General features: G+C 44.5%; 20 protein-coding genes. 10 read left to right on the top strand and 10 right to left on the bottom strand.

Annotated elements, in window-relative coordinates; genetic code table 11:
* Positions 1-267 precede the first annotated feature (267 nt).
* Complete coding sequence (locus KPL72_RS13855; protein ID WP_212916830.1) at positions 268-834, top strand: hypothetical protein; 567 nt, start codon at positions 268-270, stop codon at positions 832-834.
* Here the strand turns inward: KPL72_RS13855 and KPL72_RS13850 are convergent.
* Both KPL72_RS13850 and KPL72_RS13845 read right to left on the bottom strand, forming a co-directional pair.
* On the bottom strand, positions 804-1,772 hold the full coding sequence (locus KPL72_RS13850) for a GlxA family transcriptional regulator (protein ID WP_219703320.1): 969 nt from the start codon (positions 1,770-1,772) through the stop codon (positions 804-806). The genes KPL72_RS13855 and KPL72_RS13850 overlap by 31 nt on opposite strands.
* 196 nt (positions 1,773-1,968) lie before the next feature.
* A complete protein-coding gene (locus KPL72_RS13845) occupies positions 1,969-2,928 on the bottom strand; it encodes a class 1 fructose-bisphosphatase (protein ID WP_219703319.1) in 960 nt (319 codons plus the stop codon).
* A gap of 147 nt (positions 2,929-3,075) precedes the next feature.
* Between KPL72_RS13845 and KPL72_RS13840 the strand changes: the two genes are divergently transcribed.
* Entirely contained in the window at positions 3,076-4,044 is a 969-nt protein-coding gene (locus KPL72_RS13840) for a zinc transporter ZntB (RefSeq protein ID WP_219703318.1), read from the top strand.
* Between the two features lie 42 nt (positions 4,045-4,086).
* Here the strand turns inward: KPL72_RS13840 and rpiA are convergent, their stop codons facing one another.
* Positions 4,087-4,758, bottom strand: a complete 672-nt coding sequence (gene rpiA / locus KPL72_RS13835) for a ribose-5-phosphate isomerase RpiA (protein WP_212916826.1) — start codon at positions 4,756-4,758, stop codon at positions 4,087-4,089.
* Between the two features lie 298 nt (positions 4,759-5,056).
* Here rpiA and ilvA point away from each other — a divergent pair, with 298 nt between their 5' ends.
* The 4 genes from ilvA to KPL72_RS13815 all read left to right on the top strand — a co-directional run bounded on the left by ilvA (position 5,057) and on the right by KPL72_RS13815 (position 10,440).
* On the top strand, positions 5,057-6,562 hold the full coding sequence (ilvA, locus tag KPL72_RS13830; protein ID WP_212916825.1) for a threonine ammonia-lyase, biosynthetic: 1,506 nt from the start codon (positions 5,057-5,059) through the stop codon (positions 6,560-6,562).
* A gap of 133 nt (positions 6,563-6,695) precedes the next feature.
* Positions 6,696-8,429 carry an arginine--tRNA ligase gene (gene argS / locus KPL72_RS13825; RefSeq protein ID WP_219703317.1) on the top strand — a complete coding sequence of 578 codons (1,734 nt, stop codon included), beginning with the start codon at positions 6,696-6,698 and terminating at the stop codon, positions 8,427-8,429.
* Positions 8,430-8,563: 134 nt separating this feature from the next.
* Positions 8,564-9,547, top strand: coding sequence for an asparaginase (locus KPL72_RS13820; RefSeq protein ID WP_219703316.1), 984 nt, complete (start codon positions 8,564-8,566; stop codon positions 9,545-9,547).
* A gap of 23 nt (positions 9,548-9,570) precedes the next feature.
* Positions 9,571-10,440, top strand: a complete 870-nt coding sequence (locus KPL72_RS13815) for a DMT family transporter (RefSeq protein ID WP_219703315.1) — start codon at positions 9,571-9,573, stop codon at positions 10,438-10,440.
* Positions 10,441-10,467: 27 nt separating this feature from the next.
* On the opposite strand, the gene KPL72_RS13810 is transcribed toward KPL72_RS13815, so the two are convergent.
* The 6 genes from KPL72_RS13810 to KPL72_RS13785 all read right to left on the bottom strand — a co-directional run bounded on the left by KPL72_RS13810 (position 10,468) and on the right by KPL72_RS13785 (position 16,584).
* On the bottom strand, positions 10,468-11,088 hold the full coding sequence (locus KPL72_RS13810) for a ubiquinone biosynthesis accessory factor UbiJ (RefSeq protein WP_219703314.1): 621 nt from the start codon (positions 11,086-11,088) through the stop codon (positions 10,468-10,470).
* Between the two features lie 38 nt (positions 11,089-11,126).
* The gene (locus KPL72_RS13805; RefSeq protein ID WP_212916820.1) at positions 11,127-11,510 is read right to left on the bottom strand and encodes a gamma-butyrobetaine hydroxylase family protein; all 384 of its coding nucleotides are present in this window, start codon (positions 11,508-11,510) and stop codon (positions 11,127-11,129) included.
* A gap of 80 nt (positions 11,511-11,590) precedes the next feature.
* Complete coding sequence (gene hslU / locus KPL72_RS13800) at positions 11,591-12,913, bottom strand: ATP-dependent protease ATPase subunit HslU (RefSeq protein WP_212916819.1); 1,323 nt, start codon at positions 12,911-12,913, stop codon at positions 11,591-11,593.
* A gap of 73 nt (positions 12,914-12,986) precedes the next feature.
* Positions 12,987-13,538, bottom strand: coding sequence for an ATP-dependent protease subunit HslV (gene hslV, locus KPL72_RS13795; protein ID WP_212916818.1), 552 nt, complete (start codon positions 13,536-13,538; stop codon positions 12,987-12,989).
* A gap of 120 nt (positions 13,539-13,658) precedes the next feature.
* Complete coding sequence (locus KPL72_RS13790; RefSeq protein WP_212916817.1) at positions 13,659-14,276, bottom strand: SPOR domain-containing protein; 618 nt, start codon at positions 14,274-14,276, stop codon at positions 13,659-13,661.
* Positions 14,277-14,352: 76 nt separating this feature from the next.
* Complete coding sequence (locus tag KPL72_RS13785; protein WP_219703313.1) at positions 14,353-16,584, bottom strand: primosomal protein N'; 2,232 nt, start codon at positions 16,582-16,584, stop codon at positions 14,353-14,355.
* Between the two features lie 266 nt (positions 16,585-16,850).
* Between KPL72_RS13785 and rpmE the strand changes: the two genes are divergently transcribed.
* From rpmE to KPL72_RS13765, 4 genes are all read left to right on the top strand, one after another.
* Positions 16,851-17,066 (top strand): 50S ribosomal protein L31, encoded by a 216-nt coding sequence (gene rpmE / locus KPL72_RS13780; protein ID WP_072840831.1) that lies wholly within the window; start codon positions 16,851-16,853, stop codon positions 17,064-17,066.
* A gap of 8 nt (positions 17,067-17,074) precedes the next feature.
* A complete protein-coding gene (locus KPL72_RS13775) occupies positions 17,075-17,857 on the top strand; it encodes a thermonuclease family protein (RefSeq protein WP_219703312.1) in 783 nt (260 codons plus the stop codon).
* 170 nt (positions 17,858-18,027) lie between these two features.
* Positions 18,028-19,296 (top strand): malic enzyme-like NAD(P)-binding protein, encoded by a 1,269-nt coding sequence (locus KPL72_RS13770; RefSeq protein WP_212916814.1) that lies wholly within the window; start codon positions 18,028-18,030, stop codon positions 19,294-19,296.
* Between the two features lie 112 nt (positions 19,297-19,408).
* Positions 19,409-19,969, top strand: coding sequence for an LOG family protein (locus KPL72_RS13765; RefSeq protein WP_219703311.1), 561 nt, complete (start codon positions 19,409-19,411; stop codon positions 19,967-19,969).
* A 68-nt stretch (positions 19,970-20,037) separates the two neighbouring features.
* Here the strand turns inward: KPL72_RS13765 and KPL72_RS13760 are convergent, their stop codons facing one another.
* On the bottom strand, positions 20,038-22,482 hold the full coding sequence (locus KPL72_RS13760; RefSeq protein ID WP_212916812.1) for a penicillin-binding protein 1A: 2,445 nt from the start codon (positions 22,480-22,482) through the stop codon (positions 20,038-20,040).
* Positions 22,483-22,584 lie beyond the last annotated feature (102 nt).

Here is a 22,584-nt window from a genome sequence, read left to right as displayed (position 1 = left end):
GCAGAAAATTCTTTTGCCTGTAGGAATGCCATCTTGTCATTACCTTCGCTTGCGCCTGTTTCGCAAGCTCAACGCGTCTGCGTGAATCCAGTACTAAAGTGCCTGTTCTCTTTTACTTAAGCTACTAGTGTCTGAAACAAAGTGTTTTTTGTCACTTATTCATCTGTTTGTAAAAAACTTCATTCCGTAATATAGATCGAAAGTTATATCGATTTCGTTAGCTATTACGAGATTATAAGTTCTTGTAAATATTGGAGCAGAGTTTTTATGGATGCATTGCGAACAGTGTTAATTTTCCTTCATTTGATTGTTTTCGCATTTGCTATAAGTAAATTATATATAAGTGATTTTAATCTGTTTTTCCGACGTTCGAATTTATTTGAGTTGCAGTTATTGGGACGTCAGATGAGCTTCTTGCTTGGTGGGCTGTGGATTACAGGGACTGGAGTTGTTTTTATTGATACGTCTTTTGACCCTGTGTTGATTCTTGCATCTGATAAGCTTTTGGCGAAATTGGTTTGTGTGAGTGTTTTAACCATTAATGCGACTCTGATACATAATATTGTTTTTAAAAAGGCCCAGAAAGCTAAACTAAGTTATACGGATATGCTGGTCATGACCATCCCTGGAGCCATTAGCACATGCTCATGGACATTTGCTGGTTTCTTGGGAGTGGCACGTCCATTATCAGAGTATTTATCTTTTCAGCATTTTCTGATCTTATATGGTGTCTGCTTGTTTTTGGCAATTGCTTTAATGGTCTTTATCTCTCCTATTATTAGAAGAAATTGGAGTGAAAAGGGTTATGTTAAAGGCCCACTTTCTTTTTCATGATAAGGCTTGTTTGCTAGGTAAAAACGTTCCCGGAAAGCTTTAGGTGTTAGTCCCATTTCTTCGATAAAGCGTTTGCGGAGTGCGCTAGCGCTTTGGTAGCCCATAGAATAAGCAATACTTTCGAAGGGTTGTGAGGTGGTTTCGAGTAAATCACAGGTTTTTTGTATCCTAAGATTTTGTATATATCGAGTAGGTTTCAGTCCTGTTGCATTGAAAAATCGACGTTGAAGTGTGCGCTCACTTAAACAGGCTTTGTCTGCTAACATCGTAATGGAGAGGCGTTCTTGGTAGTGAGTGCCAAGGTAGTGTTGTAGATTTAATATAGTATCATCACCATGATTAAGGCGAGGAGTGAATTTGTGGTAATAGCGCTGTTCACGTTGGGATGTGTCTATAACAAGAATATGACCAAGTTCTCTTAATACGCTTGATTTACTGTATAGGGTAACCAACTCAAAACCTAGATCCAACCAAGACATCATTCCGCCTGATGTTATAACATCTCCTTGGTTGATTATTATTTCTCCTGTTTTTAAGGTTATATGAGGAAAAGTTTCTTTAAACTGATTTTCCAGCTTCCAATGAGTTGTACATGCTTTACCTTCTAATAAGCCGGCTCGGGCTGCGATAAACGCCCCTGCGCAGGTTGTTGCTACTATGGTTCCTTTTTTATGTTGAGAGTTTAGCCAATCAAGTAACTCTGGTGCAGGATTAATATAAAACTCTTCATCGTAGCTAGGGAGCAGCATCAACACATCTAAATTAGTATCAGACCTTAGTGTGTGAGAGTCGATAATTTGTGGTTCGAAGACGACATTAACACCTTGTTCTGTACAGATCTGGCTAGCCATTAAAAATAATTCTTCCAGTCCATAAAGTGCGGATCGTAATGTTCCTGGATAATGAATTAAACCAAGTTTTATTGTTTTATCTGCCATAATCTATCTATACAACCTTTTTATTTCGCGGAATTCAACGTCAGGCCATGTTCAGCCAAAGTATTAAATATAATTTTTAATAAGAAGTGTTTCTATTTAGAAAAATATATGACATTAGTGAAGTTTGACTATGATGGGAAAATGACTAATAAAAAAGGAGCCGAAGCTCCTTTTTTATTTTAAAACAAAGTTAATGTTAATAACTTAGGCACTTATCCACTTCGTTCGTGGCACCTAGTATGACGGCAACGCGTTGGTGAATAGCTTCTGGCTGGATGTCTAGAATGCGTTGAGTGTGAGTGTGGGCTTTACCGCCAGCTTGTTCTAGCAACATTGCCATTGGATTAGCTTCATACATTAGACGTAGTTTGCCAGCTTTAGATGGATCTTTGTTATCCCAAGGGTAGATGAAGATACCGCCGCGACAAAGGATACGGTGTACGTCACCCACCATAGCTGCTACCCAGCGCATGTTAAAGTTCTTACCACGAGAACCTTCTTTTCCTTTTACTAAATCATTCACGTAGCTCTGCATATTCGCAGACCAGAAACGCTGATTAGACATGTTAATAGCGAACTCTTGAGTGTCTTTTGCCACTTGCACTTTTTCATGGGTTAACGTGAAGACACGTTTGGTTGGGTCGTAAGTAAACATATTGACGCCATTGCCAGTGGTAAGAACCAACATGGTTGATGGGCCGTAGAGAACATAGCCTGCTGCGACTTGTTCTTTGCCAGGAATCAAAAAATCAGCTTCGGTTGCTGGTTTGTCACCTGTTTGGTGATAGATCGAGAAGATAGTCCCGACCATTGCGTTGATGTCGATGTTAGAAGAGCCGTCTAATGGATCAAAGGCAATGAGGTATTCGCCATCTGTGTTTGCAGGAACAATGTAATCTTCTTCTTCTGAAGCAATGGCTCTAACAGCCGAACAAGCAACGAGTGCATCTTTCAACATGTCGTTAGAGATGACATCCAGCTTTTTCTGTTCTTCGCCTTGAACATTTTCATTACCAGCCATTCCTAGAATACCTGCAAGCGAGCCTTGTTTTAGCGCATCTGAAATAGCGATGCAGGTGTCAGTAGTAACCGTTAACACATCTTGTAATGTTTTCGGTGTCGCGCTGGTTGCTAAAACATCGGGTAGGTTTTGCATGGTTTGGCATTTCCTTGTTATTTGAAGTTGCTTAAATTATGCCACTCTAGACATTGAGTGTCAGCCAAGGTAGGAATATGAAGGCAAAATAAATAGGGAAAACCAACGTTTTCAGATAATCTACGCAAAATGTTGAGAGGAATAAATATGTCTGCGTTTGTTGTACACAACCTAGAACTGGATGGTCAAGGCGGCGCTACGTCGTTACCTGTTTCGGAGTTACCAAAAATCTTGCCTGATCAAGGTTGTCGTTGGGTGCATTTGGATGCTCTCCAAGAAGATGGCTATGATTGGTTATCTAGCTTAGAAGGTATACCTGAGACGGCTGTAGAGGCTTTATTTGCTGAGGAAACTCGCCCTCGTACGGTAAAAATGGGTAAGGGGTTATTACTAACTCTGCGTGGGGTGAATTTAAACCCAGAGTCTAATCCTTCTGACATGGTGTCTTTACGTCTTTGGGTAACGCCTCATTTTATTGTTTCTAGTCGTCGTCGTAAGTTGTTGTCTGTACAAGATGTCGTAAAGGATCTGGCTAATAACGAAGGCCCAACAAATACAGGTGATATTGTTGCAACGCTGACAGAAACCCTGACTGGCCGCATGGCGAAAATCATTACTGGCTTAGAAGATGAGCTAGCGGATTTAGAAGAAAGTATTGGTGAAGGCATAGAAGCTGGCCAGCGAGATTCACTTGTTCAGCGCCGTCTTGAAACTATTCGCCTAAGACGCTTCTTGGTTCCACAAAAAGAAGCCATTAATAAATTGTCGCAAGAATCTATTACCTGGATGACACCGGAGCAAACCGCACAAGTGCAGGAAGCTGCCAACGATATCACTCGTTATGTGGAAGGATTGGAGTCGCTGCGCGAGCGTTGCTTGTTGATGCAAGAAGAGTTTGCCAACTTACAAGCTGAAAAAATGAATGCTCGAATGTATGTACTTTCGATTCTGTCAGGTATTTTTATGCCGTTGGGCTTCTTAACTGGCTTGTTTGGTATCAACATTGGCGGTATGCCTGGAACTGATAGCAGCGCTGCTTTTTGGTTGTTTTGCGTAGTTTTGGTGTTGTTAGGCGGTGGGCAATTTGTGTTAATGAGAAAAAGCCGCTGGTTTTAATTTAGCGGCTTTTTCATATCTTATGATTTAAAACACTGAAGATTATTTTTTCAGTGTTTTAACGCCATCTTTCGTGGCTAATAGCAAAATGTCCGCGGAGCGTTTTGCGAACAATCCATTCGTCACTACACCAACAATGCCGTCGATGCTTTTTTCTAGTGCTATTGGATCAAGAATTTCTAAATTGTAGACATCAAGAATATGGTTGCCGTTGTCCGTAACAACGCCTTCACGATAAACCGGGTCTCCGCCTAATTTTACCAATTCGCGTGCAACATGGCCGCGTGCCATTGGAATGATTTCAACTGGTAACGGAAAATCTCCTAGGATTTTTACCAACTTAGATTCATCCGCGATGCAGACAAACTCATCACTGCATGCAGCAACGATTTTCTCGCGAGTGAGCGCTGCGCCACCGCCTTTGATCAAATGCAGATTGTCATTCGACTCATCCGCACCATCAACATACACGCGAATGCTGTCAACGCTGTTCAAATCATAGACAGGAATGCCGTGTTTTTTCAGACGTTCTGTAGAAGCTTCAGAGCTTGCCACTGTGCCGTCAAATAAACCTTTGTGCTTGGCTAATTCATCAATGAATAGATTTGCCGTAGAGCCTGTGCCAACACCGACGATAGTATCGGCTTCTAACATAGGAAGAATGTAAGCAACCGCAGCTTCTGCAACGGCTTGTTTTAATTCGTCTTGAGTCATGGTGATGTTCACCTTCTATTATAATTTTACTAGGGGGCGGTATTATTCGGCTTATTTTTTATGATAAGCCACCTCTGATGGTGGTGATATTATAGGCGCTTCAAGATGTGATTGTTACCCCGCCTGATCAAGCTAATTATCGATTTTATGCCTTTTTGATGTGGATTTAGACGTGATCTGTCTTTGCGCCAAGAGAGGTGAAAGAGTATATTTCCTACTCGGTTTTTTTTGACTAGCAGTCAGCGTAGATGTCGTTAAGAACATCGTGTTGTCGATTTATATTCGTTTAGGAAACACTATGCCTCATACCATGATCAAAAAGATTCTACAGGCGCGCGTTTATGACGTTGCCGTAGAAACACCACTGTCTCGAGCCAATCAACTGTCGAATCGATTGGGTAACGAGATTATTTTGAAGCGAGAAGATTTGCAGCCAGTTTTCTCTTTCAAAATTCGTGGGGCATACAACAAGATTTGTCAGTTAACACCAGAAGAGCGTGCTCGTGGCGTTATTGCAGCATCGGCTGGTAATCATGCGCAAGGCTTGGCTTTGGCGGCGAAAAAGCTTGGCATTCAAGCGACGATTGTGATGCCAGCGACCACGCCAGAAGTAAAAGTTAGCGCTGTACGTAATCACGGTGCAGAAGTGATTTTGTTTGGTGATGCCTTTGACGAAGCCTCGGCAAAATCACGTGAGATCATGGCGAAAACGGGTCAAGTTTACGTTCATCCATTCGATGATTTGGATACGATTGCAGGTCAAGGCACGATCGGCATGGAAATCCTGCATCAGCACGAAGGTAATATCGACGCGATTTTTATTCCTGTTGGTGGCGGTGGTTTGATTGCTGGGATTTCTGCTTATATCAAGTACCTTCGTCCCGATATCAAAATCATCGGTGTAGAACCTGAAGATGCTGCTTGTCTAAAAATTGCTTTAGAAAAAGGCAAACCAACTCGTTTAGCGACTGTTGGTATTTTTGCGGAAGGCGTCGCGGTGGCTGAAATCGGACAAAACACCTTTGCTATTGCAAAAGACACAGTCGACGAAGTGATTACTGTTACCACAGATGAAATGTGTGCGGCGATCAAAGACATCTATGATGATACTCGCGCGATTACTGAACCTGCCGGTGCGTGTGCCTTAGCTGGCTTGAAAAAATACATCGAGCGCGAAGGTGCCAAAGGCCAAACACTTATCGCTATTAATAGTGGTGCTAATGTGAATTTTGACCGCTTGCGTCATGTATCCGAACGCGCGGAATTAGGCGAAAAACGCGAAGCCATTATTGCGGTGAAAATTCCAGAGCATCCAGGTAGCTTTAAAGATTTCTGTCAAGCCTTGGTAGGCCGTAACATCACTGAGTTTAACTACCGTTATGGTGACGATCAAGAAGCGGTGATCTTTGTTGGCGTCGCGCTAGGTGGTAGTCCGCATAGTCGCAAAGAGCTATTGGAAGATTTAAAAGAATACGAAATCACAGATTTAACCGATGATGAAACAACCAAAGTTCATGTCCGTCACATGATTGGTGGGCATTTACGAAGCGATAAAGGCGAGCTGTTGTATAGCTTTGAGTTCCCAGAGCGCCCAGGTGCTTTGTTGAAATTCTTGAACACGCTTGGCGGACAATGGAATATTTCCATGTTCCATTATCGCAATCATGGTGATGCTTATGGTCGTGTATTGGTGGGGTTGCAAGCGGTAGGTGAAGAAACCGATGTAACTCAATTCTTAGATGAGCTAGGTTATCCATATCAGGACGAAAATAACAACGAAGCTTGCAAGCTGTTCTTTCGCTAAAAGCGCGAAAATCGTTTATCATTAGTGCAACTATTTTTTGAATTCAGCCCTCTGATTGGTAACGATCAGAGGGCTGTGTGATTCTAGTAAGTCGCTATTGTAAGCGACAAACTTACTGCTTAAAGGTCTCCCTGTGAATATTCAAACACTTCTAAATCAACGCATTCAAGCGGCTATGGTTGCGGCTGGCGCGTCTGATACGGCACAAGCGTTAGTTCGTCAATCGGCAAAGGTTCAATTTGGTGATTACCAAGCTAATGGCATTATGGGCGCAGCGAAGGCGCTAAAAATGAATCCTCGTGATTTTGCCCAAGCCACACTAGAGAAATTGGATCTGTCTGATCTTGCCGATAAGGTCGAAATCGCCGGACCGGGTTTTATTAATATTTTCTTGAAGAACGTTTGGTTGAGCAAAGAGTTGGTGCAATTGCGTACCAGCGAGCGTCTTGATGTAAACCCTGTTGAGGCTCCAGAAACCGTTGTTGTTGATTACTCTGCACCAAACCTTGCCAAAGAGATGCACGTTGGTCATTTGCGCTCTACCGTTATTGGTGACGCTGTTGTGCGTACGTTAGAATTCTTTGGTCATCACGTTGTTCGTCAAAACCACGTAGGTGATTGGGGTACGCAATTCGGTATGCTGTTGGCTTACATGGAACGCTTACGTGCTGAGAATACCAAAATCAGCATGGCGCTTTCTGATCTTGAAACCTTCTATCGTGCGGCGAAAACCTGCTTTGACGAGGACGAAGCTTTCGCTGCTCGTGCTCGTGAATTGGTTGTGGCGCTGCAGTCTGGTGATGAAGAATGTTTGGCGCTTTGGGATGAGTTTATCAATATCTCCATGACCCACTGTGAAGAAACCTACAAGATGTTAGGTGTTTCTTTAGAGCGTCAGCACGTGATGCCAGAAAGTGCTTATAACGATGACTTACAGAACGTTATCAATGAGCTAAAAGATCAAGGTTTGCTGCAAGAGTCCAATGGCGCGCAATGTGTTTTCATGGAAGAGTTCGCCAATAAAGAAGGCGAGATCACACCTATTATCGTCCAAAAAACCGGTGGTGGTTTCTTGTATGCCACAACTGATTTAGCAGCGGTGCGTTTCCGTCAACATACCTTGAATGCCAACCGTGTGTTGTATTTTGTGGACGCGCGCCAGTCTTTGCATTTCCAACAGATTTTTACTTTGTCTCGTAAAGCGGGCTTTGTGAAACCAGAAACACAACTGGAACACATGCCGTTTGGTACGGTAATGGGCAGCGACGGTAAGCCATTCAAAACTCGTTCTGGTGGCGTGGCGAAATTGTCTTCTTTGTTGGAAGAGGCTCAAGAGCGTGCTTATCAATTGGTGGCATCGAAGAACCCAGAAATGAGCGAAGAAGAGTTGCGTAACATTGGCCGTGTGGTCGGTATTGCTTCGGTGAAATACGCGGATTTATCGAAAAACCGTACCAGTGATTATGTTTTCAACTGGGATACCATGCTGAGCTTCGAAGGCAACACTGCACCTTACTTGCTGTACGCTTATTCTCGCGTAGCGAGCATCGTTAAACGCTCTGAGATTGATGTGGCGAGCTTGACAGGTGAAATTTCGGTTGAAGAACCACAAGAGCGTGCCTTGGCGATGAAATTGTGTCAGTTTGAAGAGGCCATTCAACAGGTTGCTAACGACGGTATGCCACATTTCTTGTGTGCTTACTTGTACGACTTAGCGGGAACCTTTATGACTTTCTATGAAGCTTGTCCTATTTTGAATGCTGAAGACGAAGTGAAACATAGCCGTTTACAATTGGCGTTGAACACGGCTTCAACTCTGAAACTTGGCTTGTCTTTGCTAGGGATTGAAACCTTAGAGCGCATGTAAAATCTCTCTACCGGTTTGTTTTAATGAATAAAATAAAAGGCGCTTTTCTGCTCGATTAGCGCCTTTTATGTTTTAAATCTTAAGTGACATAATCCGCACGTAAAATAGGATTAATAAAGAGGAAGAATCAGCAGATGAAAATTTATATTGCCTACACAGGCGGCACTATTGGTATGGTGCCTTCGGATCAAGGCTTAATTCCCGATGCGGCCTTTGCTGATCATCTTACCCAACATTTAAACGAATCCGATGAGCTTGCCCACGATTTTGCGATTGCAAGTTATGCAACTTTGATTGACTCTTCTAACGCTACGCCAAAAGACTGGCAAACCATCGCTCGTGATATTGAAAGCAAATGGCATGACTTCGATGCTTTTATTGTTTTGCATGGTACAGACACCATGGCTTATACCTCAGCGGCGTTGTCTTTTATGTTTGCTCACAGTGACAAACCTATTATCGTGACTGGCTCGCAAGTGCCCATGTATAAGGTGCGTACTGATGCGATGATAAATGTCATGGGCGCCATCTCCGCTTGTGAAGAACTTAACTGTGAAAAGAATAGCAATGGCGTGTTTTTATTCTTCGCAGGGCGATTGATAGAAGGCGACCGAGCTCATAAAGCTCACACCAGTGACTGGCAAGCTTTCAGCTCGCCAAACTGTCCAGAGCGAGGCGTATTAGGTATTGATTGGCGCTGGCGCTCTACGGATGTTGTGAAGCAACCAATGACCATTCAGATTCCTGAGATGAACGAAGGCGCAGTGACTATTCTGCCTGTTTTCCCAGGTGTGCAGGTCGCTCACTGGCAAGGCTTGTTGAGTGAGAATGTAAAAGGTGCTGTGTTGTTAAGCTATGGCGCAGGCAATGCCCCCGATAAAGATCCTGCTCTTTTAGCGCTATTAAAAGCTGCGACAGACCGCGGTGTTGTTATTGTTAATGTGAGCCAATGTGGCGCTGGAAGCATCGCCGCGGGCGCTTATGCGGCGGGTTCGGCTTTGGTGAAAGCGGGCGTGGTGTCAGGAACAGATATGACTTACGAAGCCGCGTTTGTGAAATTGAGCTTCTTGATCGGTTTAGGTCTTTCGAGCGAAAAAATTAAAAAACACTTTTCCTAATGGAAAGCTAAAAGGGAATTTACATGGCATTTTTATATGTGCTCTTAGTGCTGATTTGGTCAACAGGTTTTATCACGGGCAAACTCATCGTGGGTCTGATTGATCCTAACGTCTTTTTGAGTATTCGTTTTGTTTTGGCAGGTTTGCTGTTTCTTGCCATTGCCTTGTGGCAGCGTCGACGCTTTCCTTCATTGAAAGAGTTACCCAAGCACATCATTGCTGGTATGTTGATGAATGGTTTCTACCTTGGCTTTGCCTATGTGGCCATCGCCAAAGGCTTACCCGCTGGCGTTATGGCCTTAATCGGCGCATTACAGCCAGCATTGGTGACCTTACTTGCCTTCTTGTTGATCAAGGAAAAAACGTCCTTTAAAGGCGTCATTGGCATGTTGGTTGGTATCGTAGGGCTCGTGTTAGTAATCAGTCCAGCACTAGAGTTAGATATGAGTCACGGAGGCGTCACTTTGCTGACGTTTACCTTGGCTTGCACAGCGATATTTGCCTTGTCACTTGGTGTCACCTACCAAAAAATGTCGATATCATCATCTGATATTTTTAGTTCTATGGCGATACAAAACCTTGCGGCGAGCGTCGTCTCCATTGGCTTTATGCTGTTGCTGGGTGAAACCTTATTTGCAGTTCAGCTGGAATCTTTCTTACTCGTTATCTGGGGCGTGCTTGTGTTATCTGGCGGCGGTGTTTTCTTAATGGTGTGGTTATTAAGAAAAGTTCGAGCCTCACAAGTTTCCACTATGTTGCTGTTAGCCCCACCGTTAGCAGCGGTAGAAAGTTATTTCTTATTCAATGAATCAATGACAAGCATTCAAATTATCGGCTTTGTGATAACGATTGTTGGTGTGTATTTCAGTCGGGCAAAAACCAGTGATAATTGAGAAGAAAAGCGATTTTCTCAAGGACTCTTAGGCTTTCTTCTCTAGAATCCTCAGCTTAGCTTCAGCACGATCAATCAAGGTACTGAAGCGTTCCATTTCATCGACGAAGTTGTCGAATTCGATTTTGCTTGGCAGTAGCTGACTGTCAGTTTGTAGGTGATGAACCATCTGCATTCTGGCGTTGGTAGCGAATTCTTTGCTCCAAGACCATTGGGCGCGAAGTAGTCGAGCCAAGGCGGCTGCGGATAAATCGCCAATATGATCAGCAAGTAATCCTTCCCAATCGAATTCAAAGTTCTCCATCACTTTATGCAGTGTCATTAAGGCTTGAGCATTGCCTTGAATGCGTAGGTCACCGTCAAAGAAACCATCGCCATCTAGCAATTTTCGGTACGCCGCGCTCGGCCCTTGAACAAGTGTGTCCAATCGAGGATCTAGTTCGATCTCATCTAGACTTTCAGGGCGATTAAGCATCACACCTTGTTCGAGAATATGGATCTGCAAAATAAAGGCGAAGTCTTCCACATAAAGAAAAACTTGTTGCCCTGCTAATTTGCTTAGGCGGTCTTGGGAAGGTGTGTCTTGTTTAAGGGCGAGGTTGATCGCATTTTCAATGGCGCTGAGTGCCGATAAACTGATTGAGCCCATAAAAAATCTTCCCGATGATGGTGTGAATGCGATTAAAACTAAACTTGGTGAATTTGAATTACCGAAGTGTCACGCGTCTGGCCTTCTTTTTCAAGGCGATCTAGGTACATTTGCCAGAGTTCGTCGTGATTTTTGCCAATATTGTAGAGATATTCCCAAGTATAGAGGCCAGTGTCGTGACCATCGTCGAAGGAAATTTTCAGCGCATAATTGCCCGCACCTTCTATATTGTTTATGCCAACGTGTTTTTTGCCGTATTGCAGAATTGGCATTTGCATACCGTGACCGCGTACTTCGGCAGAAGGCGAGTGGACGCGTAAGAACTCAGCGCTAAGTCGAAAACTTTGGCCATCGGCGAAAGTGAGTGCCAATTCACGGGATTGCTTGTGATAATTGATAGTCGTTGGCGTAGGCGTTGTCATGATCTCAGTATCCTATGGAAGCCCCTTCAATGAAGGGGCTGTTTCTAAAGAAACGCTTTTCTTGTAGAAGTATGAGTCAATTACAGAATGTATTGGCTTAGGTCTTCGTTTTCAGCGATTTCGCCAAGCTGTTCATCAACGTATGCGGCGGTAATGTCGACCGTTTGGTCATTCGGCATGTCGCTAGCGGAATAGGACACTTCCTCAAGTAGACGTTCAAGTACCGTGTGCAATCGACGAGCACCGATGTTTTCTGTGCGTTCGTTCACTTGGAAAGCGATCTCTGCGATACGATGGATGCCTTCTTCAGTGAAGTTTAAGTTGATGTGCTCTGTTTTAGCGAGAGCAACATATTGCTTAGTTAACGACATACTTGGCTCAACCAAGATACGTTTGAAGTCGTCTACGGTTAGCGCATCTAGTTCAACGCGAATTGGCAAGCGACCTTGTAGCTCAGGAATTAAATCCGATGGTTTAGACAAGTGGAACGCACCAGACGCAATAAATAGGATGTGATCGGTTTTGATCATGCCGTATTTTGTGCTAACCGTGCAACCTTCGACCAAAGGCAATAGATCACGCTGCACGCCTTCGCGGGAGACTTCGCCGCCAGAGCGTTCAGAGCTTTTTGCGACTTTATCGATTTCATCTAAGAAGACGATACCGTTTTGCTCAACGGCTTCAACCGCACGCGCTTTTAGTTCTTCTTCATTGACCAGTTTAGCAGCTTCTTCGTCACGAACTTGGCGCAATGCTTCTTTGACTTTCAATTTACGCTTTTTGGTTTTTTGTGAACCAAAACTAGAAAACATGTTTTGCAGCTGGCTAGTCATTTCTTCCATGCCAGGTGGTGTCATGATTTCCACGCCCATTGGTGAATCGGCAACGTCGATGTCGATTTCTTTGTCATCCAATTGACCTTCGCGTAATTTCTTACGGAAAGTCTGACGTGTGCTGTTGTCTTCTAGTTCTGGATCACCACCACGAGCTGGTGGTAATAGCACATCTAGAATGCGGTCTTCCGCAGCATCTTCGGCTTTGTGACGCAGTTTCGCAGTTTCTTGTTCGCGAAGCATCTTGATCGCCATCTCGACTAGATCGCGGATTATTGACTCAACATCGCGACCAACATAGCCCACTTCGGTGAATTTAGTTGCTTCGATTTTGATGAAAGGTGCGTTAGAAAGCTTAGCCAAACGACGCGCGATTTCGGTTTTACCAACACCGGTTGGCCCTATCATCAAAATGTTTTTAGGGGTGACTTCCGCACGCATTTCTTCAGGAAGTTGCATACGACGCCAGCGGTTACGCAGCGCGATGGCGACCGCACGCTTTGCTTTTTGCTGACCAATAATGTGGTTGTCTAAGGCGTTAACCGTCTCTCTTGGGGTCATGCTGCTCATTATCAATTCTCTTCTATGTTCTTGAATGATGGTTGCGTTGCTTTAAAGTCTGCTTTTCTATGTTGATAGAATGTTACTTAGACTTATCTTCAAGCTGTGCATCTATAGTGATTTCTTCGATAGTTAAGCTGTGATTAGTGAACACGCAAATATCAGCAGCGATGTTGAGGCTTTTCTCAACGATTTCTTTGGCTGATAAGTCAGTGTTGTCAATCAAGGCGCGAGCCGCTGCTTCTGCGAAGTTGCCGCCCGAGCCAATGGCTAATGCGCCGTGTTGTGGTTCGACCACATCGCCAGTGCCGGTAATGATTAGGGTGCTTTCTTTGTTGGCGACAATAAGCATGGCTTCTAGTTTGCGCAATGCTCGGTCTGAACGCCAGTCTTTAGCAAGATCTACCGCAGCACGCACAAGATGGCCTTGGTGTTTTTCTAGCTGACCTTCGAAGCGTTCGAATAAGGTGAAAGCATCCGCTGTACCGCCAGCGAAGCCAGCAATCACTTCACCACGGTATAGACGACGCACTTTACGAGCGTTGCCTTTCATCACAGTGTTGCCTAAAGATACTTGTCCATCGCCGCCTACGACGACTTGATTGCCTTTGCGTACAGTAAGAATCGTTGTCATGGTCTACTCCAGTTTCGATTCTAACGAAATGGGGGCAAGCCGGAGGATTTCAAGCAAGGATTGCATACAGAGTCAGCTTTCACTTTCCGTATGCAATCTATACGAGATGGTAAAGGAGGGTTATTGCTCTTTTTTGACTTTATAAGAGTAGGACGCAATATCCATAGAAACGAGCTTATCTTCTGCACGGTTCATTTTAGAGCGTGATTCATAAGGGCCAAGTACAACACGATACCAAGGTTGTTCGCCTTGACCGGTCGTTTTGCGAATACTCGTTTCTACCATTCCAGAAAGAATCAGCTTTGCGCGCATGCGGTCAGCATCTTCTGGATTACGGAAGGAAGCTGCTTGCAGCATGTAATAAAAATCTTGCTCGCCACGAGGTGTAGACTGATAGGCATCAACGTGACTGGTATCTACTTCGCTATTCTGCAGTATTTGATAAAATTCAAAAGTGTCTTTTTTCGGTGCCGCTGGCACGGGGATTGGCGCTTTCTCTTTTACGGGGGCAGCTGTTGGTTTAGGTGCTACGGCCTTAGGTTTTTCTATTACTATCGGCTTTGGTTTGGGGGCAACTTGGTTCAGTTGCGTTAACCCGTAAATAAAAGCCACGAGGATTGCGGGGACCAGAAGCCATAACCACCAGGCGGTTTTTCGTTTTGGCGGCGGCGGAGTGCGACGTGTTGCGCCTTTTTTTGGGCGACTTCCTTTTGCTGCAATTTGAACAGGATTAAACATAATTTGGGCTTTTTGCTTTTAGCTTTAGCGTAAATAAATAAACAGAGTGAGAGTTGCGCACATTATGCGTGCAAGATCAGTAAGTTTCCAGTGGATCTACATCAATTGCGAAACGAATTCTATGTTGTTTTGTAGATTGCTCTAACCATTCGGTCATCATTTGCGTCGCCTGATGTAAAGGCGCACGCTGCGCGGCTTTGATCGAAATCAGAGCGCGGTGCTGTCCCGCTTTGCGAACAATGATGGCAGCATAAGGGCCAACCAAATAAACGTCCTTGGCAAAGTGGGGTTCAAGGTCGTTTCTCATAGCGGCTAAAAGCTGCATGGCTTCTTGTTCATTGCCTGATTCGGCGCGAATGATAACTTGGTGATAAAAGGGGGGAAGTGAGAGCGATTTACGCTCCGACAAGCCATCAATAGCAAAGTGTTCGTAACCGAGATTGCATAAACATTCAATAGCCGCATGATCTGGGTGATATGTCTGTAGCAAAACGTGTCCAGGCTTTTTGGCGCGACCTGCGCGACCTGCGACTTGGATGATGAGCTGAGCGGTGCGCTCCATACCACGAAAGTCTGAAGAAAACAGACCTGCGTCAGCATCCATGATGATGACGAGTGTGACGTTAGGGAAATGGTGACCTTTCGCAAGCATTTGCGTACCGATAAGAATGGCTTGGTCATGCTCATGGATTTTTTGGGTGAGCTTTGCCATGGCTGCTTTACGCTGAGTGCTGTCACGGTCAATACGTAAAATCGGTACTTCTTTAAAAAGTGTGCTGAGCTGAGTTTCAATTTGCTCGGTACCTTCGCCGACGGTAAATAACTCTTCAGACTGACATTCAGGGCAAGTATGAATCAATGCTTTTTGTGTGTCGCAATGGTGGCAGTGTAGTTTGTTAGCACGTTTGTGTACGGTTAGGTTAACGTCGCAATGATCACAAGCGGCAATCCAGCCACATTGGTGACACATTAAGGTTGGCGCGTAGCCGCGGCGGTTTAGGAACACCAAGACTTGCTCTTTGCGTTCTAAACACAGTTTCATACTGGCAAGAGCATGTTCGCTAAAACCATGAATGAGAGTCTTGCCTCTCAGGTCCACTCTTTCCATTTCTGGGATATGGGCATTGCCTGCTCGTTGACGAAGTTTGAGCCAAGCAAAGCGCTTTTGCAGGGCGTTGGTTAGGCTCTCATAAGACGGTGTAGCCGAGGCAAGTAGCACCGGAATATTTAGTGCTTGGGCGCGTTTAACGGCAAGATCGCGAGCATGATATCGAAAGCCTTCATGTTGCTTGTAAGAGGTGTCATGTTCTTCATCAATGACAATCATGCCAAGGTTGGGGGCTGGGATAAAAGCCGCAGATCTTGTGCCGATAATAATTTTGGCATGGCCGCTTGCCGCTAATAACCAAGCATCCAAACGTTCTCGATCACTCATATTAGAATGCATTAGGACAATGTCGGTATTGAAGCGAATTTCAAAGCGTTTCAGGGTTTGTGGTGTCAGGCCAATCTCTGGCACCATGACAAGAATTTGCTTTCCTTCCTCGATCAAGCGTTCCATGACTCGAAGAAACACTTCCGTTTTACCGCTGCCTGTCACACCGTCCAATAACGCAACGTTAAATTGATGACGGTAATCTAATAAATGTTCTGTTGCGCGCATTTGTTCAGGGTTAAGTGTCGGTGGGACTTGAGTCTGATGTGCGTGCTTTTCTCCCCCTTTATTAAAAGAGCGAGGCTCTCGGCGCAGCAAACCTTTCTCTTCTAGACTTTTTCCGGCGGCAGGGGCAAGGTCTAAAACTGATGCAGCATGTTGGCTTAAGCCATTGGGGTGCTGTTGTACGGCTTTTAAAAAGTCTTGTTGGCGTGGTGCTCTACTGAGTTGTTCAAGAGGTAGTGTTTGCCCTTCTGGCGTGGTAAGCCACCAGTTTTCTGTGCGGAATTCAGCGTTTTCTCCTTTGCGAAGTAAGACTGGCAACGCGTGAAAAATAACATCACCAATCGGATGATGGTAGTAACGCGCGGCCCATTCGCATAATGCCATCAGCTCTTCGGTAATGACTGGGCTTTGGTCGTGCATCGATGTCAGAGGTTTGACTTGTTCAGGGTCCCAATCACTGGTGTCGCTAAGTGCGACAATAACACCAAGACGACTGCTTTTACCAAAAGGAACTTTGACACGCATGCCAGGTTTTAGCTCGTGTCTTAGGGCAATCGCTTTGGGGACTTTGTAGTCAAACAGTATGCGCATTGGCACAGGTAAAGCGACTTTGATGAAAGGATAAGGAGTAAGAAGCGCCTCTGACATGCGTTAGGTTAGACCTTGTTTAGTAAAGCAAAAATAGGATGTCTTGATCATTTCTTAAGTGTACGTCAGAGTAGTGGGTCGGTGCGAGCCACAATTTTATGAGAAAAGCATGAAAAAAGGTTGCTGATTGGACAATAGATCCCTAAAATACGCGACTCTTGGCTCCACTGTACAATGTCTGTACAACGAAACGTGCGGTGCTTGACGCGGCGAAAGCCCATTTATATCGATCAAGTGGCGGCACACCAAACCTAAAGGTATATACGATGAAAAAAGATATCCACCCAAATTACTCTGCAGTTACTGCTACTTGTACTTGTGGTAACACTCTAAACCTAAATTCTACTTTAGGTAGCGACCTTCACGTCGACGTATGCAGCAACTGTCACCCATTCTACACAGGTCAACAGAAAATGGTTGATACTGGTGGTCGTGTTGATCGCTTCAACAAACGTTTCGGAGCACGTCGTACTACTAAGTAATTGGTGGCATGATAGTGATCGCATTAAAAAAGCGCCAAGTTCTCTTGGCGCTTTTTTTGTTTTTGTCCTTTGTCGCTCAAGCCAATGAAGCTTGTACGGCAATAGGCGAGCTCGAAAAAGCTCAGATCAAGAGAGTGGTGGATGGTGACACTATACATCTTGCCGATGGCCGAAAAGTTCGGCTGGTGGGTATAGATACACCTGAACTTGACCACAAAAAAGGCAATCATGAGCCTTATGCTGTCGCGGCAACAGACTTTCTCCGCTCTCGCCTCGATCAATTTGTCTACATACAAAGAGCGAAAAACGATCAAGATAGATATGGTCGTTATTTGTACTACCTTTTCGATAAAGATCGTATTTCACTGACGAGTCAGTTATTATCCCAAGGACTTGGTTATCGTATTGCTGTCCCTCCAAACTTAGCCTATCAAGACTGTTTCGAGGCGGCTGAAACCGCAGCTCGCAATGCGCATAAGGGATTATGGCAGCAAAATTTGCAATGGCAGCCAAAAGCTGGGTTTGCAATCTCCCGTGTCAACATCACTTCAATTACTCAGAACCGAGGAGGTTGGTGGCTAGAAACCGATCAGGATCTAGTGATCAATTTACCACCAGGCGTTACTGATTATTGGCCCGCCCAAAAAGTGTTTTATCTTGAGGGTAAGGAAATTGAAGTGCGTGGTTGGCAGCATCAAAGGAAAAGTCGACATTCAGACTTTAAGTCTTGGGTACTTTCTGTAAGACATCCCAATGACTTGCTTGAAATCAAAGCTTCTCTCAAACATTGATTGATAGAATATTCCTATGGTTTTACGCTTTAAAGTATTGAGTAGATCGATTATTCTGACGACACAAAATTATAAGGTGCCACTTTCGAAGCTTTTGTAGGCTTGGGAACAAGGCCCCGTTTGGCTATGATAAAACTAATTAATTACACCAAATAGACGGAAACATCATAATGGCAGAAGATATAAAGCAAGCTGCACTGGACTACCATGAGTATCCAGTTCCAGGAAAACTGAGCGTAACTATTACGAAACCAACAGCGACCGCTCGTGACCTTTCTCTAGCTTACAGCCCAGGTGTGGCTGAGCCTTGTCGTGAAATCGCAAAAGATCCAGAAGCTGCTTACCGTTACACTGGTAAAGGTAACCTAGTTGCTGTTATTTCTGATGGCTCTGCGATTCTTGGATTGGGTAATCTAGGTCCATTGGCAAGTAAGCCAGTAATGGAAGGTAAAGGTTTATTGTTTAAGCGTTTTGCTGGCATTAACTCTGTTGATGTGGAAGTTGAATCTGAAAGCCCACAAGCATTCATTGATACTGTTGCTCGTATTGCGAACACTTACGGCGGTATCAACTTAGAAGATATCAAAGCGCCTGAGTGTTTTGAAATCGAACGTCAATTGATCGAACGTTGTTCTATCCCTGTTTTCCATGATGATCAACACGGTACAGCGATTGTTACCGCTGCAGGCCTTTTGAATGCGCTTGAGCTTCAAGGTAAAAATATTGCAGATGCAAAAATCGTTTGTCTAGGTGCTGGTGCTGCTGCAACAGCCTGTATGAAGCTGATCATTGCTTGTGGCGCACAGCGCGAAAACATCTTCGTTCTTGACCGTAATGGTGTTATTCACTCTGGCCGTACTGACTTGAACCAGTTTAAAGCTATGTTTGCGATTGATACTGACAAGCGCACGCTTGATGATGCGATTGATGGTGCTGACGTATTTATCGGCGTATCTGGCCCAGATCTATTGTCTGCTGATCAGCTTGCTAAAATGGCGGCGAACCCAATCGTTTTCGCTTGCTCAAACCCTGATCCAGAAATCAATCCAGAGCTTGCTCGTGCAACTCGTGATGACTTGATCATGGCGACTGGTCGTTCTGATTACCCTAACCAAGTAAATAACGTTCTTGGCTTCCCTTTCATCTTCCGTGGTGCTTTAGACGTTCGCGCGACTAAGATCAACGAAGAAATGAAATTGGCTGCAGTTCACGCGCTGAAAGATCTTGCGAAAGAAGAAGCGCCTGCTGATGTTGTTGCTGCATACGGCGGCGCACCATTGAGCTTTGGTAAAGAATACATCTTGCCAAAACCAATGGATGCTCGTTTGCTTAATGTTGTTTCTGCAGCAGTTGCTCGTGCAGCGGTTGATTCTGGTGTGGCTATGCTTCCATACCCAGCTTTCTACCCACTAGAGAATCTTGATCACTTCGGTGCTTAATCGAATAGTGATCTGCTAAAAAGGCGGCTCCCTCATAAGGAGTCGCCTTTTTTTGCGAAATTTTTTAGATGAAACACTGTAATAACATGGATAAACGTATAGGAGGAATGGAATGAAAGTGGCTATTTACTGTGGCTCGGCAGAGGGAAACTCTCCTGATTATGTCAATGGCGTAAAAGCTTTAGGCGAATACCTTGCTCGGCAAGGAGTGGATGTTGTCTACGGTGGAGGCAAGGTAGGCTTAATGGGAGTTATTGCTAATTCAGCTTTAAAAGCTGGTGGTAAGGTTATCGGTGTTATTCCTACACACCTTGAGTCCAAAGAAATTGCTCATACAGGTTTAACTGAGCTTCATGTTGTCGCTAATATGCATGAGCGCAAAGCTAAGATGAGTGAGTTGGCCGATGCTTTTGTCGCGCTTCCTGGTGGCGTAGGAACACTAGAGGAAATGTTTGAGATATGGACTTGGGGGCAGCTCGGGTTACACGATAAGCCTTGTGCTTTTTTCAATATAAATGGCTTTTACGATCCCTTGTTTACTATGGTGGAAAGCATGCAGAAGGCAGGATTTGTGAAACAGTCTTATATCGACATGATCATTAACGTGAATACGCCGGAAACTTTAGTGTCCGCTTTTAAAACTTATCAAGCGCCTCTGCCTAAGTGGAGTTAACGGGTTTACCGTTATAAAAAATGCCAGCGCTTAGGCTGGCATTTTTGGTTAAAAGAGCGAGACTGTAATCAGAATAAGTTTTCTAGTACGTTATTTTCTTGTTTCTCTTCTTGTGCCTCGTTACCAACGTTGTTGTTAAATGTTGGTAAGCTCAGGTCACGCTGTGCTGGCACATGGTCTTTTCTGAATATTTCAAAAATCGCATTAGATTGCCCCGGTAGCGCACGTTCACCTGTATTTGGATCAATTCTCACTGTAACCAAAGAAGACGGTTTCGTCACGAAATCAGGCGGCGTACCTTCTAGTGCTTCGCGCATGTAATCAATCCAAGGCGGTAATGAGACAGAGCCACCCCATTCACCACGTCCTAGAGGCGATGAGTTATCAAAACCGCTCCAAACCGACGTGACTAGATTGCCATTAAAGCCCGAGAACCAAGCATCACGACCATCGTTTGTGGTACCTGTTTTGCCTGCGAGATCATCACGTTGGAGTACTCGTGCGCGTCGACCGGTACCGTATTTAATAACATCTCGCATCATATCGTAAGTGATGTAGTTCACTTCTGGATCAAGCACTTGTGGTGCTATTGGCAAGCTACGAATCCCTTCTGTTGTATTAAATAAGCCCATTTGTTGTTCGCCATCGTTGGTTTTTTCCAATGGAGTGCAGGTTAAGCAAACGGTAACAGGATTGGCTTGGAATAAGGTTTCATTGTTCCTATCTATGACTTTGTCTATCAGATACGGTTGTACTTGATAGCCGCCATTAGAGAAAACGGCATAGCCTGTGGCAATTTGCAGTGGCGATAAGTTTGCACTGCCTAAAGATAAAGATAGATTATGTGGTAACTCGTTTGGATCAAACCCAAAACGACGTAAGAAATCTAGTGTTGGTCTAATACCCATTTCGTCGAGCAAGCGAACGGAGACGATATTCTGCGAGCGATAGAGTGCTTGACGTAAACGGGTTGGGCCATAAAATTTTCCGCCATCGTTGGTTGGTCGCCAAGCAGACGCTAGGTTGGAGTCGTTAAAGACAACAGGAGCATCATTGATAATACTTGCCGCAGTGTAGCCTCGGTCTAGTGCGCTTGCGTAGATAAAGGGTTTAAAGTTCGACCCTGGTTGACGCTTAGACTGCGTGACGCGGTTGAATTTGTTTTCGTAGAAGTTAAAACCGCCCACCAACGCTTGAATTGCGCCATCTTTACTATTTAGCGAAATGAGCGCGCTTTGCACTTCAGGTTTTTGCGCGAGTAGCCATTTTTGCTGGTTGTCTGGGCGCAAGCGAACAATATCGCCAGGTACCAAAACATCCGAAACGGTGGAAGGTGAAGCGCCTTGGGAGTCCTCATTAATATAAGGTCTTGCCCATTTGACAGCATCCCATGGCAAGGTGGCACGCTCGCCATTCGCCAAACGCACATCAGCGGTGGTTTCTGTCGTTGAGATAACCAATGCTGTTTGCCAATTTTTGAAACGCTCTACGTCTTGTAGAGCTTTTTCTTGTTCTTCTAATGGTGCGTCAATCAAGTCAACACGAGTCTCAATAGAACCTCGGTAACCATGACGCATGTCGTAATCTAAAACGCCATTGAAAACCGCTTCGTTCGCGGCTTTTTGGCGTTTTGAGTCAATCGTCGTATAAACAGTCATACCTGTACTGTAAAGGTCGTCTCCGAACGTTCCGTAAAGTTCGGAGCGAACCATTTCTGCGATGTAGCCAGCTTCGATATCTGGCATAACGCCGTGGTTCTTAGCTGTAATTGGTGCTTCAACGGCATTTTGGTAGGCGTCTTTATTTATCATGCCGAGTGACAACATTCGTTGCAGAATCCAGTTACGACGAATCAGCGCACGAGAAGGGTTTACGACAGGGTTAAAACGTGAAGGCGCTTTTGGCAAGCCCGCAATCATGGCCAGTTGCGCAAGATCTAGTTCACTTAAGTTTTTGCCGTAATAAACCTGAGCTGCAGCTTCGAAACCATAGGCGCGATTACCCAGGTAGATTTTGTTAACGTACAACTCAAGAATCTCGTGTTTGGATAACTCTCGTTCCATTTTGAGTGCGATAAAGATTTCGGTAAATTTACGGGTGTAGGTTTGTTCAAATGAAAGGAAGTAGTTACGCGCTACCTGCATGGTGATGGTACTACCACCACCTTGTTTTTGACCTGTCGTGATGAGCTGAACAACGGCTCGACCTAAACCAAGAATGTCGACGCCTGGATGGTGATAAAAATTAGTGTCTTCCGCCGCCAAAATGGCATGTTCTAGATTTTCTGGGATCTCTGCATAATCGATAGGGGAACGGCGCTGCTCTCCAAACTCACCAATTAATTTATTGTCGGCGGTATAAATGCGCAGTGGGATTCTTAGCTCGATGTCTTTTAATTCGGCGACGGAAGGAATGCGGTCTTTTACGTTGTAGTAAATCGCGTAGGTAATTCCAATCGCGCAAAGCGTTCCAAATAGACCGAGGAAGAAAAGTATTTTGAGTGTTTTAGCCATATAAGTTCGATTAATGCAGTATGAGAAAATGGCATTATACCTAAGATGATCACAGAATAGGCGGTTAACTTTGCATCAAATCGTGTTATCTTGGTAAATATT

Origin of the sequence: Marinomonas lutimaris (assembly GCF_019426345.1) — a bacterium.
GTDB classification, from domain to species: domain Bacteria; phylum Pseudomonadota; class Gammaproteobacteria; order Pseudomonadales; family Marinomonadaceae; genus Marinomonas; species Marinomonas lutimaris.
The sequence above is the reverse complement of the archived record's forward strand: the minus strand, read 5'-3'. Positions and strand labels throughout refer to the sequence as shown.

What these genes read in the sequence shown, in the direction of transcription:
- rpmE (WP_072840831.1), top strand. Translation starts at nt 16,851, where the DNA reads ATGAAAAAAGATATCCACCCAAATTACTCTGCAGTTACTGCTACTTGT.
- KPL72_RS13855 (WP_212916830.1), top strand. Translation starts at nt 268, where the DNA reads ATGGATGCATTGCGAACAGTGTTAATTTTCCTTCATTTGATTGTTTTC.
- KPL72_RS13850 (WP_219703320.1), bottom strand. Translation starts at nt 1,772, where the DNA reads ATGGCAGATAAAACAATAAAACTTGGTTTAATTCATTATCCAGGAACA.
- KPL72_RS13810 (WP_219703314.1), bottom strand. Translation starts at nt 11,088, where the DNA reads ATGGGCTCAATCAGTTTATCGGCACTCAGCGCCATTGAAAATGCGATC.
- KPL72_RS13805 (WP_212916820.1), bottom strand. Translation starts at nt 11,510, where the DNA reads ATGACAACGCCTACGCCAACGACTATCAATTATCACAAGCAATCCCGT.
- KPL72_RS13770 (WP_212916814.1), top strand. Translation starts at nt 18,028, where the DNA reads ATGGCAGAAGATATAAAGCAAGCTGCACTGGACTACCATGAGTATCCA.
- KPL72_RS13790 (WP_212916817.1), bottom strand. Translation starts at nt 14,276, where the DNA reads ATGTTTAATCCTGTTCAAATTGCAGCAAAAGGAAGTCGCCCAAAAAAA.
- KPL72_RS13760 (WP_212916812.1), bottom strand. Translation starts at nt 22,482, where the DNA reads ATGGCTAAAACACTCAAAATACTTTTCTTCCTCGGTCTATTTGGAACG.
- rpiA (WP_212916826.1), bottom strand. Translation starts at nt 4,758, where the DNA reads ATGACTCAAGACGAATTAAAACAAGCCGTTGCAGAAGCTGCGGTTGCT.
- hslV (WP_212916818.1), bottom strand. Translation starts at nt 13,538, where the DNA reads ATGACAACGATTCTTACTGTACGCAAAGGCAATCAAGTCGTCGTAGGC.
- KPL72_RS13840 (WP_219703318.1), top strand. Translation starts at nt 3,076, where the DNA reads ATGTCTGCGTTTGTTGTACACAACCTAGAACTGGATGGTCAAGGCGGC.
- KPL72_RS13815 (WP_219703315.1), top strand. Translation starts at nt 9,571, where the DNA reads ATGGCATTTTTATATGTGCTCTTAGTGCTGATTTGGTCAACAGGTTTT.
- KPL72_RS13845 (WP_219703319.1), bottom strand. Translation starts at nt 2,928, where the DNA reads ATGCAAAACCTACCCGATGTTTTAGCAACCAGCGCGACACCGAAAACA.
- KPL72_RS13785 (WP_219703313.1), bottom strand. Translation starts at nt 16,584, where the DNA reads ATGTCAGAGGCGCTTCTTACTCCTTATCCTTTCATCAAAGTCGCTTTA.
- hslU (WP_212916819.1), bottom strand. Translation starts at nt 12,913, where the DNA reads ATGAGCAGCATGACCCCAAGAGAGACGGTTAACGCCTTAGACAACCAC.
- KPL72_RS13775 (WP_219703312.1), top strand. Translation starts at nt 17,075, where the DNA reads ATGATAGTGATCGCATTAAAAAAGCGCCAAGTTCTCTTGGCGCTTTTT.
- ilvA (WP_212916825.1), top strand. Translation starts at nt 5,057, where the DNA reads ATGCCTCATACCATGATCAAAAAGATTCTACAGGCGCGCGTTTATGAC.
- KPL72_RS13765 (WP_219703311.1), top strand. Translation starts at nt 19,409, where the DNA reads ATGAAAGTGGCTATTTACTGTGGCTCGGCAGAGGGAAACTCTCCTGAT.
- KPL72_RS13820 (WP_219703316.1), top strand. Translation starts at nt 8,564, where the DNA reads ATGAAAATTTATATTGCCTACACAGGCGGCACTATTGGTATGGTGCCT.